A 15,224-nucleotide genomic window follows, 5' to 3' on the forward strand; every position below is an offset into this window, starting at 1 on the left:
TGTGCCGGATGGCGTATTTCCACCATATTTGAGCACATTAACAGGAATCGAAGGTGTGTTGTTGGGGATACGCGGGGGATGTAGGAATGTGGGCATACTTTTTCAAAGAAAAGCGTCCTTCTCAGACTGAGCTTAGTACTCGGCGGGAAGGACGCTTTTTAAATAGAAGGCTTTAAGACTTTAATAGTCTTCAGCAGAGATTTGTAGAAAGGCACTTTTCTTGTATGAAACTTACTTGTATGAACTTACTTGTATGAGAATTTCTTGCATGAACAGATCACCTAAGGATTAGGCAACGTTAGGCACCTGCATAATGCTGGGGTCCAGGATTAATGTCGAGCACGATTCTGCGAGGCTGAACGAGCGAGTATTGATGCTCACATACCCAGCGCTGCTCCTCATCGTAGCCTACTGTCTCGCCATCGGAGATCACATCTCCCTGATTGAAGAGATAGTGGGCAATATTCAGCAGGAAGCCCGCCATCTCGTTAGGCTCAAGGGAATGGAAGTGGCACTGCACGTCAGGAATCCCGAGAGCGGCCAGCCCACAGCTGTCCATGACCAGATCCGATCTGCCCTCGATGGGAGCTGGTGCCTGATACATCCTGATGTTGAGCGCTCCATATAGCAGCTGACCATCCTCCAGCGCTGCGAGATAGGCTTGTGGCTCCACCAGCTTATCGCTGCCTCTCCAGTACACAGCCTCACAAGGCAAGGTCTCCAGGAGCGCCTTCAGCACGCCAGTGAACAGCTCCAGTCTTTGCTGGTGTGGCAAGCCTGAGGCTACCAGATCATGCAGGATCAACGAATAGGAGCTACGCTCCACAGCTTCTCTTGCATCCGGCCAGTGCCAGGCCTGTTGAAGAGCAGTTGTATATGTAGAGGGATCATATGCTCTATCCAGCGGGACGATGGCAGTCTGAGCGGGCAACGAACCATCTTCATATTCAACCATATAATTGAGATGGAAGAAATGTAGCAATGCTTCTGGATGCTCTTCGTTAGGCTCCCACACAGCAAGATTCTCCTCGCTCGTTGCGGCTCCATCATTCTCATTCCCTTGGTTAAGCGGGCCTGTGTATTCTTGAATTTTGGCGTAAAGCTTGTCCCTCTGAAGCACTGGTGGCTCCTTGAGCAGCAGCTCTACACTATATATTGCGGCAAAGCCATATTCATTCTCGGCTACCGTATCCTCCATGTTGTCAGTCATTCGAGTCATCCTTCCTGTACTTGATCTCTAATCACACTAAGTACCGCTTATTTGCGCTGTAAACATGCCAGTCAAGGCTAAAGGATTAGCTCTTGCCCTGCACGGGTTCCTTGCCAGTCTATGTATGATACAGCTTGCTCTCATGAAGCTCATTATACAGAGATTTACTATGGAAATCATGTGACCTTCAGCCTGGTCAATCTGATCAACCTGACCAGCATCACCAACATGAACAAAATGAACAACATCACCAACATCACCAACTTTATTGAATGATTCCCACCGAAGGATGATGTAGCTATAGACTTGGAAGTTGGCATATCCATTGCCCTGATACTTCGTCATCTTGTCCTCGAATATCGGGGCAGCCGATAAGGCTACCCCGAGCTTAATCACGATCCCATCAATCATTAAAGCTAGCAACAATTTTGAAATGATCAGAAATTAAAGTTATCCGGGTCTGGACCCGTGCGCTTGTCCTCATTTAATGCGTCGATCTGCGTCATATCCTCTGGAGTCAGTTCGAAATCAAAGATGTCAGCGTTGGCTCGAATACGCTCCTCGTGGACAGATTTGGGGATCGTAATGACCCCATGCTGCAGATCCCAACGCAGGATCACCTGTGCTACTGATTTTCCGTACTTCGCTGCAATGTCCTTAAGCGTACTGTTGTCCAGGAGAGCACCACCACCAAGTGGGGACCAGGCTTCAAGCTGAATTCCCTGCTCCTTGCAGAAGCGTCGTAGCTCCACTTGTGTGAGCTGGGGATGGAACTCTACCTGATTCACAGCCGGAATGATCTCGGAGGAGCTCATCAGGTCCTGCAGATGATGAATCTGGAAATTACTAACGCCAATGGCGCGAATACGCCCTTCCTTATATAGCTTTTCCATGGCTCTCCAAGTATCCTTGTACTTTCCTTTGACAGGCCAGTGAATCAAATACAAATCCAGCACCTCCAGGCCCAAACGGGTCATGCTGCCCTCGAAGGCTTCCAGTGTGGATTCATAGCCCTGATCCTTATTGAAGAGCTTGGAGGTAATGAACAGATCCTCCCGAGGAACACCGGATTCGCGAATGCCTTGGCCGACGCCCTCTTCATTATTATAGCCTCTAGCTGTATCAATGCTGCGGTAGCCCGATTGAATGGCATATTTGACGGTGTCCACGACCTCTTGCCCATCCTCAACCTTCCAGACGCCCAGACCGAACCAAGGCATCTTGACGCCGTTATTCAAAGTGACTGTATCCTGCAAATGCTTCATTACTTGAATTCCTCCCTCACTGTCATGGTACACCGGAAAGTCCGGCCTTATATATTTACCCTTATTTTAACGGATACAAGCTGCATCTGGGCAGAAAATAACATTGAAATTTGGGATTTTCCACGGACGGTGATAATATGGTTCCAAAGGATGATTGCAGGCTTAATGATGGAGGATGAACATGGCAAAACCGAAACAGACCAAGAAGGCGGCCACCTGGTCGCTTGTCATTATGGGGGCGGGCTTCGCGGCTACGTTACCTTTTCAACATATACCAGGTGTGCGTCTCGTGACGGGCGCATTCGAAGCAGGCATGGTTGGGGGATTAGCGGACTGGTTCGCAGTCACTGCGTTGTTCCGACATCCGCTGGGGATTCCTATTCCCCATACAGCACTATTACCAAAGAATCGTGAGAAGCTAACGGATGCACTTGTTAATACCGTAGAAAATAATCTTCTGAACAAGGAAAGTATTTCCTCCAAGATTCATGGAGCTCGTCTGGCTGAGCTGGTGGTGAATGCGCTGGAAAAAGGATTGGAGACTCCACAGGCCTCCAAGACTATCGACCATATAGCGAAGCGGCTGGTTGAGCACATTCCGCTCGAAGGGCTGGTGCCTGTGCTCACTGCAGAAATTCGCCATCAGGTCACAGCTATGGATACAAGGCCAATCCTGGAGCAACTGGCAAAGGGAATCGTGGACAAGAGCTATGATTCCAAGGCGCTTGACTATGCTCTGGGGCAGGCTGAATCCTGGCTAATGAAGCCGGATAGTCAATATATGCTGGGCTCCATGGGGATGCAGGCCATTGCTGGTCTGCAGCTTAATGGGCTGATGCAGTTCGCGGTGAATGCATTTATGGGGTATCTGAATGAGGAGCGTATGGGGGAGATGATTCGTCATTTCCTGCTGGAGCGAATCGATGAACTGCGAATGCAATCTCATCCGCGCCGGGAGGCAGTCCTGAGAGCGATGAAGGAGCAGGTCAGAAGGCTCGCGACAGACGATACGCTGCATGAAGGTCTGAACGACTGGAAGGCGGATTGGGCCGCTTCCTGGCAAGGTGAGGAGCTTATTCATACCAAGCTGGAGGAGCTACGTACCCGATTGCTGGCAGGGATGGAGGATGGAGCCTATGTAGAGCGTCATCTACTGCCTGTCGTTCGGCGGATGATTGATTATGTGCGTCAGGAGCAAGGGCTACTGGATAAGCTGAATTCCCAGGCAGTGGACCTTGTCACAGGGCTTCTAGAAGCTAATCATGGAAAGATCGGCAAGCTGGTGCGTGAGAACGTGGATAAGATGGATAACGACACCTTAATCGCGTTGATGGAGGATAAATTGGGTCAGGATATACAGTGGATTCGGATTAATGGCGCGCTGACGGGCTTTTTAATAGGGATTGTATTGACAGGCATCCGTATGGTCCTTGAGTAAGATAAGTGAAGTGGTGAGACCATGAGTGGAGTAAGACAAGTGTGTCGGGGAGATCGGCAACGTTAAAAATCGGGTGTTTGGAAGATAAGCAGACGGGTGTATAGGTCTGATTTACAGCAAAGATGCAATTTTTTATACAAATATAGGTAAAGTAGGTGTGGATAATAATCAAAGCTGCTGGCCAGGAAGGGATGCGTGAACTCGTCCTTCGGCAGCTTTTTTTGCGTTATGCAGCGATAGGATGCACTCAATGGTGGTAGCGGCATGTATGCAAGGGAAGGAGTGTAAAAGTGAAAAAGATGTCGAAAAAAAGGATAATATTGTAGTTCTAAAGGACCGTTTTCTTCTATGTAACTAACATAAGTATAGCTTGATCTCGATATATTCCATGAATACTATAAGTCTGGAGGTCCTAGTATATGAGTCCAGAAGGCCCATATTTTGAGAACAATACATAACCATGACTAGATAGAAGTATTTAGAGAGTATGTAGACGCTTGTAGAAAAGATGCGCAACATGATTACTATACCTTTTGAAGTAAGCTAATTCGGATAATGTGATCCGTACAGAAGTATTAGTTTGTCCATTTTCAGCATATTATGAAGGAGTGAGTCGTCTTGTTTAATAGGTTACGGTGGAGTACGCTCCCGTTTTTTGTCAAAAATCTTGTGATTTCCTTCGGAAGTATTGTTCTTATCGGCGTTATATTAATTACATCAAGCTACCAGCTTCAAAAAAGTATACTGGTGGAGCAGCTGTATGATCAGGCTGAAGTCATGACTCTGAAATGGTCCAACGATCTGGATGTAAGTAAGGTCGTTGCGGCGATAGATGAAAAAAGTTATGCAGGTCCTGTGCAAAAGGAGTTGAGGGATTACCTGGATTCGATTCATGAGTTCTATCCCAATATTGCACAGGCCTATATTTTTGGTGTGGAGCTTGAGGGTGGGGACCAGACCTCCGTCATTGCAATTCCTACGAATCTCGTGGAGCCGTTTGAGAAGGATAATCTGCCAGCAGGTGCCATGTATCCTTTGCCTCAAGAGAACGTGGTGGCTCTTGGGCACATGATGGAGAATGATCAGCCTTCATTCAGTACCTTCTATACGGACGATTACGGAACCTGGACAACGATGATCTATCCCATCAAAAATGACCAAGGTCAGTTGATCGGAGCACTTTATTTCGATATTGATGCGAGTGCCGTGCCTAAGGGACTGAACAAAATGCTTACTTACGGCTCTATTTTCCTAGTAGCCTTCCTGTTGCTGTGTATCGTGTTGCAGTTCGTTTTGCTGAAGAAGACGCTGCGCCCGATTCGCAATCTGATGCAGGGCATCGAGGAAGTGAGTACAGGGAATCTGGATATCACCATAGAGACGGGGAAAGATGATCTGGGTGTCATCAACCAGAAGTTCAATGAGATGATCGGACGGATCAATGATACGATCTATAAGGTTCAAGTAACCGCAGGTCAGCTGTCCAGCTCGTCCCAAAGCCTGATGGAGATCTCAGCGACCAATAACAGCAGCATTCAACGGATTAGTGGCAATATTCGAGAGATTTCTACAGGGCTTAACTCTCAGGATCAGGCGACGATCGAAAGTGCGCGATCCATGGCAGAGATGTCAACCGTAGTACAGACGATTGCCAGTAGCTCAGCAGATGTGGCTGATGAGGCTCTAGGTATGGAGGAGCGCTCCCGCGCGGGTCATGAACGGATGAGTCAGGTTATCCAGCAGATGAACCTAATCTCTGACGCTGTGCATAACACTTCAAGCTCGATCCGTTCGCTGGAGAATCGCTCTAATGAGATTAGCAGCATCGTGAATATGATTACGGAGATTGCCAATCAGACCAACCTGCTGGCGCTGAATGCCTCGATTGAAGCTGCGCGTGTAGGGGAAGAGGGGAGAGGCTTCGCCGTAGTAGCCGGGGAAGTTCGCAAGCTGGCTGAGCAGTCTCAGGAATCAGCGCAGCAAATCCGTGGATTGATTGACGAGATTCAAGAGCACATTGGGAAATCAGCAGTAGCCATGCAGCAGGGCTCAATTGAGGTCGACAAGGGCCTGAATGTCACTCAAGAGACGGGTGAATTTTTCGAGAATATCATGGCAGCCACGAATAAAGTTGCTAACCAGATACAAGATATCTCCAGCTCTACTGAAGAAATATCCGCAAGCACTCAGGAAATGACAGCGACTGCGGAGGAATTATCTATTAGTGTAAGTAAGGCTGCGAACAGCAGCAAGCAAATTCAGGAGTCTACTGCAGAGCAGGAAGCCTCCATGGCGATGATCGTTACGGCCTCTGATGAGCTGTCTACGGTATCGCAACAGCTACAGGAACTGATCTCCTTCTTCAAGGTTCGGGAGAGCTGATCCCTCAAAAAAACACCGCTTCTCTTCGACGATGCGAGCACCTTGTGTGCTACGCTTGTCGAAAGAAGCGGTGTTTTATTTAGATCATAGAGTATATAAATTTTTACCGGAGCTGAACCATACGATCATCGCAAGAAAAACTTCAACTTAATGCGGTCTGTCTTCTGAGAAAATGCGACGATAGAGGTTTTTCTTATTGTCCTGTCCGGATTATCGACGTTGACGATTACGGATCGCTAGCGTCAGAGCTGCCAGTGAAATGACAAGACCAGCAATACTGATTACAGTCGTACTCGTGTTCATAGGAGAAGCAGCAGTCTCCGTGCCAGACGCTGTCTGTCCAGTGCTAGCATCCGTCTGTGCTGGAGTACCAGCTTGCTCTTCGGCATTCTCTGGTGCTGTGCTACCTGTCGATGAATCTGTAGCTGCCGTATCATTGGAGGCCTCATTATTGTCTGCTGATCCTGTAGTGCCTCCGCTCAGATCCCCTTCAGTATGATGGCCATCAGTGTTACCGTGGGAATGTCCTGTATCCGATGCTGCAGTGTCATCAGCAGTGACCTTGGTGATGGAATGGGGACGTTGGGAGCCTTCCCCGCCGGTCCATTCAACGATGCTTCCATCAGCATAGTATTGGAAAGCATTCCAGGTGACATCAGCCTCTCCTGAAGGATTAACTGCCACAAAGCTGAAGCGCTGATACTGACCAGCTTCAATACCATCTCCTTCGGATGTCCAGGTGACGGTGTCGACCTTTCCCGCCGCATTGCGATCAATGGCGACAGTCCAGCCAGGCACGGGCTCATATTGCTTGAAATCTACATTATCAGGCACCTTCAACGCGACTTTGTTGGTAGCAACCTCTTTCTCTACAGGGACCTTCATCGTATAGGTCTCCCAGGCACCAGGCTTGGATACCGCAGGGGATACAGTGACATGAGCGCTGGCAATGCCAGCGAACAGTAGCATCGCTGCAGCAGCTGTAGTCAGCGTTGTCATGAGCTTGGTGAATGGACGGGAGTGCTTCTTGAATCGTGTGAACATGTTGAATACCTCGCTTTATGATTGGATTGGGATACTTCGTTAATTGCTACAGACAAAATCAAGCAAATGAGCGTTGTGAAGCTCCGATGTACGTTCAAGAGGCGAATCACACACGCTTGTAGCCTACTCGGCAGATACGGCAACAGAGAACTCCGCATCAATAGAGTCCAGAGATGCTGTCAAGGCGTGCACATGAATGGTCCAATTTCCGGCAACAGGTAAGATTTCTGTAGCTGTGAACGGCTGCTCTGCTTGGGCAGGTATGATAAACTCCTGCGCTGTGCGCTCAGTCTGCTCCGGTATAAGGGTCAGCGTCACCTGTTGTATGCCTTCGACAGGCACATTCGCCTGATCCGTGAACGTTACCTCGAGGGTGCTACTGCCAACCCGCGTCGGTTGGACCGTCAATGTGACCTGATGATTGGCTTCATCCGTCTGGGTAGCCTGGAAGGAAGCGTTGGCTACCGGAGATGGAGATGTCGTTGTAGATGGAGCCGGTGTAGGTGACAAATGAGTCAACAGCGCTGCGAGTAGCAGGACAGCGATCCCCGCCCCCAGCTCCCATCGGATACCCTTACCTATCGGAGGGACTTCCTGTGGCTTGCGCACCTTGCGGAACTGAATGCCTGCAATCCCGAGCATAATCAGCATCAGGAGGGCTTTGCCTAGCAGGGTCCAGCCGTAACCAGTCGATACGAGTGCCTCTAGTGAAGGCAGGTATTCAAATGAGGTATAGACCCCCGTCCCAAGCAACAGCGCTGTCGCCACAATGCCCCAGCCGCCGAAGCCTCGCAGCAGGTCACCCATGAGGAGCTTGTGCTCTTCGGGGTCCATTACACGCCGTTGTACGCTCATACAGATCAGCATCACGCTAAGCGATCCGATCCAGAAGGCTGCTGCTGCAAAATGCACCCAATCAGCCAAGATGGCTGCTATAGGCAACGAAGCCGCTGCTGCATGCCCTACAGAGGCCTTGGCCAGCATAATAGCCAGAGTCAAAATCACAGTAAAGTGTGCGTATCGGCGTTGCTTGGCAAGAGGCTGCTCACGGTCATGTGCATAGATCATAGTGACACTGATGATCAGCAGCAGCATAACTTGAACGAACCATAGCTGGCCTGCATGAGTGAAGCGTAGTGCCTCTCCGATGAGTTGCCCACTGAATCCTTGGGCGATAGGTACAGCAGCATCCCAGGAGACCTGAAGGGGAAGCGCCAGAATTACGGCAACAGCGAGGGCGGCATATCCGCTCCATAACAAGGCAGGGAGATGTGGAATGGTCAGTGCTCGTAGCCTGTTTCTGGCTGTTTGCTTATCAATGCTGCTGTCCTTCCCGGAGTCTGTGGTACCCCAGCCCTGTTGTAGTACATACAGTCGAAACACAAGCCCTCCAAAGAGCAGCGATATCCCCAGGTACATCAGCCAGCGAATCAGAACGAGGTCGATACGAGTCTGCTCAGTCTCGCCAGAGCTGATCGGCGTTGTAGTCAGGGGGAGTTCCCCGGTCTGCCCAGCCAGAGCAACTTGAAACGGAATGATCCCTTCAATTCGGTGTCCATCCGCAGAGATTGCCCGCCACTGTATGGTGTAGACCCCGGAAGGCAGATCGGCCTTCAGATCCCCTTCCATTACGTTGGAGTTAGTCGGCAAGAGTCTGGCTTCACCTGTATCTACACGCTGCCCATCCTGATTTGTCACCTGAATGGACATGAACGCAGTCTGTAGCGGTTCGTTGAAGGTTAGCTCAACTCGTTCGGGTGCCTCCTCAAGTACCGCATTGGCTTCTGGAGAGGATTGGATCAGTGAGGCATGTCCCCAAGCGACCCCAGGTAACCCCAGTATGCCTAACATGCAGAGGACGGTGATCAGGATGGTCACTGCCCGACGGTGTATGATGAGCATGAGTCATGCGACCTCCCTTAATAAAAATTTAGTTCCAATGCTAGTATACGAAAGTTCATTATAAAGTCTTGCTGGCAAGTGCGAACATCACCATATAGGGCTATAAAAATGTGTTTTATACGATTAAATTTGACGATTATATGAAAAATCGGCAAAAAAGACGCACTACGATAACAGCAGATCCACCTTTGCACCTCCTGTGCACGGCCTCTTGGTCTAATCTCTGCATGTATAGTATGCGTCTTTAGTATGTGTTTATAGCATGAGTCTATGTTATGACTTCTCGTAAGTATCGAATTACGCTGCATTAGAGCCATTGTTCATTTGGATAGCTGAGCCAAAATCATTACCGGGAAGTTCCGGGGTCGCGCTCGACCAGGCCTTGCTCGATGGCATAACGCGTAAGCTGTACTCGATTCTCCAACTGCAGCTTGTGCAGGATGTTCTTGAGATGATTCTTCACGGTCTGCTCCGAGATGAAGAGGCCTTCGCCGATCTCACGATTGGTCTTGCCTGAAGCGACCCAATTGAGAATCTCGCGCTCGCGTGCAGTCAAGCCATGTGCTGCCTCGTTCCCCTTCGGTGAGGTTGGGAATTCCTGCAGTATCCGATAAGCCAGCTCTCGGCTGAGTGGCGCGTCTTCCCTTACGATGGCTTGCAGGTACTCCAGCCAAGTGGAGGGAGACAGATTCTTCAATAAATATCCCTGAGCTCCTCGCTTCAATGCTTCGAACAGGTGCGTTACATCGTCCGATACGGTAATAATCACAATCTTGACATATGGAAAGCGCAGCTTGATCAAGCTCGTAGCTTCTAGTCCGTTCATATCGGGCATGCGTATGTCCATTAGCAGCACGTCGGGCATCAGCTCCTCGGTCAACGTTAATGCTTCGGCCCCACTGGAGGCTTCGGCAATAATCTCAAAGGAGTCGTCTTCAGACAGAATGTCCCGTACAGCCTCACGTGCATGTGCAGAATCATCGGCGATCATAACGCGGACAGGTAGATTCATGCCTGTACCTCCTTGCTGATTTCAAGTGTTGTCTGGCCATTCGATCGGGCGAATCGGAACATCCAGCCGAGTCTCTCACTGCGTTCTTTGGTGATTTGTAGTCCATAGTGGTCTTTACGCTCCAGAGGATGATCGTCGAATCCTACGCCATTATCGGCAATAATGACTCTCCAGCCCTGCCCCGGCAGACGTTCACCCTTTACGTTCACCTCTGTGGCTTGAGCATGCTTTCGGACATTCAATAGCCCTTCTCTTATACAGGCAAGCAGTTCAATCTGCTCCAAGGCAGTAAGCTGCTTGTCTTGAATGTCCCAGTCTAGTCCGGCCTGCGGGTAGACATCCCTCGTAATGTCCTCTACGCGCTGCAGCAATGCGGAGAATTCCGCTGACGGATGTGTAGGCTCGACCTCTCTCAGATTGGAGATGGCCTGGCGGACATAGCGATCCATTTCATGTAGAGTCTTGCGGATGCCGCTCCAGAATTGCGGTGAGGCTGCAGCTTCTGCTGAGCGTTCTGCCTTATCCACCTTTACCGATAGTAGAAAAAGGGACTGAGCAATACCATCATGTAGCTCTCTTGCAAGCAGCTCTCTGGACTCCAGCTGGTCTTTGGCAGCCCGTTCACGCTCCAACTCCGCTCGTGCCGTCTCCATCATATGGAACAGCCTGTTCAGCAGCGTAATACTGACGAGGAGTAGAATAACAGGGGTCAGCCAATTGCCCAGTTCCATAGAAATGTAGGGCATCAGGAACTGATGTCGAACATACTCCCATAATCCGACTGTAACTGCAGGAATGAACAGAATCATCCGCTTGATATCTCTGTAGGTCATGTACTCTCCTTTACTGTCGAATTCAGGTTCTATACCTGATCCGATACAGGGCGTATGCTTGTGATGTATTCAATGAAAATCTCTGTAAGGACCGGATCGAATTGGGTGCCGGAGCATTTACGTAGCTCGTTCAAGCCTTCATCGAAGGTCTTCGTTCGTTGGTAGGGTCTCTCTGTCGTCATGGCGTCAAAGGAATCAATGATGGTTAGCATCCTGCATAGCCAGGGAATCTCTTCGCCGGCAAAGCCATAAGGATATCCGCCGCCATCATAACGCTCATGATGCAGCTCGATGAAGGGGATGAGCTCTGCGAAGCGGCCATTCGCCTCTACTATACGTTTACCCCAGGTTACATGTCCCTTCACCATATTCCATTCGTCACAGGTCAGTGGCTCCTTCTTGTTCAAAATCGACCAGGGTATTTCCAGCTTGCCAATATCATGAATCAGGGCCCCCAGCACGAAGCGGGATCTCTCTTCAGGACTGAGGTTCAGTACTTTGCTGATATCGTTGGCGTATTTGAACACCCGTTTGGAGTGCTTGAAGGTGTCGATGTCCTTGTACAGGAACAGCTTGAGCTGCTGCTCGATATCGTTAATATCTTGCTTCAGATCAATGGCACGCTCCAGGTTGTCGAGGCTGCCGGTGATATGAACGGTATTCTTCCCTTGTCTTTTGGCATAATAGAGTGCCTTATCAGCTCGTTCTACCAACTGTGATTTATCATAAATGTCTATCCGATATTCGGCAATCCCCGCAGAGAAGGACAGACAGCCGTGCGGAAATATCTCCACACCTTCAAATAGAGAGTCATTCAGACGCTTGCGCAGTCGATTGACGAAGAGAGCGGCTTCATCAGCATGGTATCCAGGGAGCAGCAGGGAGAATTCCTCGCCGCCATAGCGGTAGGCTGTAATATCGGTATCTTCTGTCTCCTTCAGTAACAGAGCACCTACAAATCCAAGTAACTGATCTCCCTTCAGATGGCCAAAATGGTCGTTATACGCCTTGAAGTCATCAATGTCGATTAGCGCCAAAGATAAGGGAGTACTGTTTCCTCTCGCCGTCTTCACATTACAATTCAACACATTCTCGAACTGCGTATGGTTAAATAATCCGGTCCTCTGGTCTACATTCGCCTTCTGCTCGACATCACGGAACATATGGAACAGCAGCTTGAAGGCATGTGAGAGCAGACTGCTGAGTGCCAAAAAGATAGCCAGTCCCAGGAATCCATTATGATACAACAGAACCGTCAGCACGAGCGATAGCAGGAGAGTGCATACGTACACAAGCAAGGATTCTGCAAAAAATGCTTTGCGAAGCTCGCTAAGGGATTCCTTGTAGGCAATATAGAAGTACAAGCCGAGAGTGAGCGTATTGATGACAAAATAAGTGATCATTGCCAGAAGATATGCTGCAAGCTGAGAACTGTCCAGCGGACCTGTCTGTCCTCCGCTAGCTGTAAATACCAGTGTCGCCACAAACATGGACATGGAGTAGATGGAGAAATTGACAGCGTGCTTCCACCATGACAGCGATTGTTCACGCACGGCCGCAATGATACTGCTCAGCAGCAGGATGAAAATAGCCATCTCCAGGCTGTATACGAAAATGCAGGCCAGATATACCGAGGTGTCCATAGACTGCTTATTGCTCGCCGGGGGAATCTGGAAGGTAAAGTGCTCCAGTACCATTACGGCGCCCAGTAGTGCATACACAACTATCCATTGCTCAAGGGAATAATGGAGAAAGGACAGATGATTCGCATACGCAAAGACACTGGCACCGAGCAAGCAAATGCTGAGAATATAAATCCGGATCGGTGTGACGAGCGGAAGCAACAGATTAAATAACCTCATTTTGATTCTCCTTGCCATGGTTATGTATCAGCATTTTCATGAGAAAATAAAAAAAACAGGCTGGTAACCAGCCTGTGTCCAATCTGTCAGGAACAAGACTGGTCGCTAGCCTCCGATCTTGTACCCGGAAGTCAAGGCAATGACAGCAGATACAATAATGATGGCATTGATAAGGACGCGAGAGTATTTGAGTGACTTCATATAGGATTACCTCCTCTCTTGGAGTATAGAGACAGCAAGATGATTGCTAGTGTCGGCAATCTTGCTATGGATATCAGGCATGATGCGGATTAGCGCTACTATATCCCTTCTTCTTGGGCACCATCAAATGCTGTATCAGAAAGAAGATTCCCAGATTCATAATGACATCTCCGATACTAATGACCTGTGTTCGTGGATATGGGCTGGATAATGGAATAATATCCCCGAGAAAGGGTAAGCGCGTGTAGGTGTCCATCATGACATGCTTGGATATGACTTCCCCGGATGATAGCAGCTCCATATAATATGGACCAAGTACCGTCGAAGCCGTCAGAGACACAGGCATCCGCCCGCCATTGACCGCCATGGCCAGAAAATTAAGCAGCACGCCTATCAGAATGAGTGTAAACCCCGGATGATGTCGATTGAGCCACAGAAAGATCATTCCTGTGACATATACCGCCATGAACAGTATGCCATTCATAGATGCCAGTAACGCGAACTTGCCTTGCAGGTAGAAAATAACGAGTTGTACAAGCAGTAGCAGAGGGAATACCCAACCAGCCTTTAATCTCAGCTGACCCAGCCGGCGGAGCCCTTCAAGCTGCCACCCACCTCTAAAAAAGCCGACAACAATACCAATGATAATTCCGTCATAGACCATGGCAGCTCTCCAGTTTCATAAAATAGATGTAATAGAAATATTCGACATATATATGGAAAATCCTTCTATATTTTTTCGAGAACTAGGCAATTTATTATAAATAAAAAATCCGGATTATGTCTCTGATCACCATAATTAGTAGTTCCCTCAAGTATATTGAAAGTTAAAATGCCAGAACGACTTACAATATATCGGAACGGTAATACCGTGCAATATCGCTACAATGGCGATGGACTGTTGACCGGGCGCATCGAAAGCGGCGTGGAGACTCGGTATTACTACGATGAGGACCAGATTATCGCAGAGGCTACTGTAGAGCAGGGTACACCGAAGCTGAAGGCCAGTTACATCCGCGGTAATCGACTAGAGGCGATCCGCTATGCAGATGGTCGTGAGGCGTACCCGGTATATAACGGTCATGGAGATATCGTGCAGCTGCAGGATGCAGCGGGGGCGGTGCTGGCCGAGTATACGTATGACATCTGGGGGAACCCGCTAGAGGATTCGAGTAACGCAGCTGCTGTCCACAACCCGTTCCGTTACTCGGGCGAGCTATGGGATGATGCGGTGGATCTGCAATACCTGCGTGCTCGCTGGTATGACCCATCTGTAGGGCGATTCCTGAATGAGGATACCTTTGAGGGCGAACTAGATGATCCACTGACCTTGAATTTGTATACGTATGTGATTAATAATCCACTGAAGTATGTGGATTCAACAGGGAATAGACACGAGGCTGGAGCAGGCTGGGGTGGATTTGTAGGGGACAAAAATGTTTCACTTGAGCCTTGGAAGGGCTGGAGTGGTCCTGCCGGAAGTACGATTAATTTCCTGCTGCTGGATGATGTGAATACCCTGCGAGATCCGAATGCTGCGAATTACGAAAAAACATTGGCGGTCGCAGGCTTTATACCGATGGGGAAATTTGTTGGCAAAGGCTATAAGGTCGTAAAGTATGCAAGTAAAGAAGGCAGAGTAATCTTCATCCGAATCTCAGATGATGTAGCTGAGAAGATTAATAAGCTGAGGAAGAAGAAGGTTCCTTCCTGTAACTGCTTTGCCGCAGGAACGAAGGTTCAGACCGACGAAGGTGAGAAGAATATTGAGGACATTGAAGTCGGAGATCAGGTTCTTGCCAAGGATGAGAGTGATCCAGAGGGAGATTTAGGTTACAAGGAAGTCACCGCTTTATATCGCAACCAGCGTGATGATATTATTAAGCTACATGCCGGGGAGCAAGTCATCGAGACGACCGACAATCATCCGTTCTGGGTGGAAGGGAAAGGTTGGATTTTCGCTGATGAGCTTCAGGTCGGGGACAAACTCCAGAAGGCCGATGGAAGCAACCTGAAGATTGATAAGGTTGAATTCCTTAAGCTGGACAAGCCAATCACGGTGTATAACTTCACAG

The 15,224-nt window shown here is 49.0% G+C and carries 11 protein-coding genes; 3 read left to right on the forward strand and 8 right to left on the reverse strand.

The window, feature by feature from the left end; genetic code table 11:
- Positions 1 to 298 precede the first annotated feature (298 nt).
- Positions 299 to 1,210 carry a DUF4261 domain-containing protein gene (locus tag D328_RS0127700; RefSeq protein ID WP_018888271.1) on the reverse strand — a complete coding sequence of 304 codons (912 nt, stop codon included), beginning with the start codon at positions 1,208 to 1,210 and terminating at the stop codon, positions 299 to 301.
- Positions 1,211 to 1,647: 437 nt separating this feature from the next.
- Positions 1,648 to 2,475, reverse strand: coding sequence for an aldo/keto reductase (locus D328_RS0127710; RefSeq protein WP_018888273.1), 828 nt, complete (start codon positions 2,473 to 2,475; stop codon positions 1,648 to 1,650).
- 181 nt (positions 2,476 to 2,656) lie between these two features.
- Here D328_RS0127710 and D328_RS0127715 point away from each other — a divergent pair, with 181 nt between their 5' ends.
- A complete protein-coding gene (locus D328_RS0127715; RefSeq protein WP_018888274.1) occupies positions 2,657 to 3,913 on the forward strand; it encodes a DUF445 domain-containing protein in 1,257 nt (418 codons plus the stop codon).
- A 618-nt stretch (positions 3,914 to 4,531) separates the two neighbouring features.
- Positions 4,532 to 6,295, forward strand: coding sequence for a methyl-accepting chemotaxis protein (locus D328_RS0127725; protein ID WP_025678287.1), 1,764 nt, complete (start codon positions 4,532 to 4,534; stop codon positions 6,293 to 6,295).
- 210 nt (positions 6,296 to 6,505) lie between these two features.
- Here D328_RS0127725 and D328_RS0127730 read toward each other — a convergent pair whose 3' ends face one another.
- The 6 genes from D328_RS0127730 to D328_RS0127760 form a co-directional block, all read right to left on the reverse strand.
- Entirely contained in the window at positions 6,506 to 7,339 is an 834-nt protein-coding gene (locus D328_RS0127730) for a YcnI family copper-binding membrane protein (protein WP_018888277.1), read from the reverse strand.
- A 123-nt stretch (positions 7,340 to 7,462) separates the two neighbouring features.
- Entirely contained in the window at positions 7,463 to 9,241 is a 1,779-nt protein-coding gene (locus D328_RS0127735; RefSeq protein WP_018888278.1) for a copper resistance CopC/CopD family protein, read from the reverse strand.
- A gap of 346 nt (positions 9,242 to 9,587) precedes the next feature.
- Entirely contained in the window at positions 9,588 to 10,253 is a 666-nt protein-coding gene (locus D328_RS0127740) for a response regulator (RefSeq protein WP_018888279.1), read from the reverse strand.
- A complete protein-coding gene (locus D328_RS0127745; protein ID WP_018888280.1) occupies positions 10,250 to 11,086 on the reverse strand; it encodes a sensor histidine kinase in 837 nt (278 codons plus the stop codon). Before D328_RS0127745 ends, D328_RS0127740 begins: the two co-directional genes overlap by 4 nt.
- A 29-nt stretch (positions 11,087 to 11,115) precedes the next feature.
- On the reverse strand, positions 11,116 to 12,948 hold the full coding sequence (locus D328_RS0127750) for a bifunctional diguanylate cyclase/phosphohydrolase (protein ID WP_018888281.1): 1,833 nt from the start codon (positions 12,946 to 12,948) through the stop codon (positions 11,116 to 11,118).
- 274 nt (positions 12,949 to 13,222) lie between these two features.
- Positions 13,223 to 13,813: a DUF5317 domain-containing protein gene (locus tag D328_RS0127760; RefSeq protein WP_018888283.1), complete on the reverse strand. Its 591-nt coding sequence runs from the start codon at positions 13,811 to 13,813 to the stop codon at positions 13,223 to 13,225.
- 207 nt (positions 13,814 to 14,020) lie between these two features.
- Here D328_RS0127760 and D328_RS31700 point away from each other — a divergent pair.
- A partial coding sequence (locus D328_RS31700) for a polymorphic toxin-type HINT domain-containing protein (RefSeq protein ID WP_233426250.1) occupies positions 14,021 to 15,224 on the forward strand: 1,204 nt, incomplete at its 3' end.

This window comes from Paenibacillus massiliensis 2301065 = DSM 16942 (genome assembly GCF_000377505.1).
Classification (GTDB): Bacteria; Bacillota; Bacilli; order Paenibacillales; family Paenibacillaceae; genus Paenibacillus; species Paenibacillus massiliensis.

Excerpts from the sequence above, each read along its gene's own strand:
- D328_RS0127700 (WP_018888271.1), bottom strand. The coding sequence starts at position 1,210 with ATGACTGACAACATGGAGGATACGGTAGCCGAGAATGAATATGGCTTT.
- D328_RS0127760 (WP_018888283.1), bottom strand. The coding sequence starts at position 13,813 with ATGGTCTATGACGGAATTATCATTGGTATTGTTGTCGGCTTTTTTAGA.
- D328_RS0127740 (WP_018888279.1), bottom strand. The coding sequence starts at position 10,253 with ATGAATCTACCTGTCCGCGTTATGATCGCCGATGATTCTGCACATGCA.
- D328_RS0127750 (WP_018888281.1), bottom strand. The coding sequence starts at position 12,948 with ATGAGGTTATTTAATCTGTTGCTTCCGCTCGTCACACCGATCCGGATT.
- D328_RS0127715 (WP_018888274.1), top strand. The coding sequence starts at position 2,657 with ATGGCAAAACCGAAACAGACCAAGAAGGCGGCCACCTGGTCGCTTGTC.
- D328_RS0127745 (WP_018888280.1), bottom strand. The coding sequence starts at position 11,086 with ATGACCTACAGAGATATCAAGCGGATGATTCTGTTCATTCCTGCAGTT.
- D328_RS0127735 (WP_018888278.1), bottom strand. The coding sequence starts at position 9,241 with ATGCTCATCATACACCGTCGGGCAGTGACCATCCTGATCACCGTCCTC.
- D328_RS0127730 (WP_018888277.1), bottom strand. The coding sequence starts at position 7,339 with ATGTTCACACGATTCAAGAAGCACTCCCGTCCATTCACCAAGCTCATG.
- D328_RS0127710 (WP_018888273.1), bottom strand. The coding sequence starts at position 2,475 with ATGAAGCATTTGCAGGATACAGTCACTTTGAATAACGGCGTCAAGATG.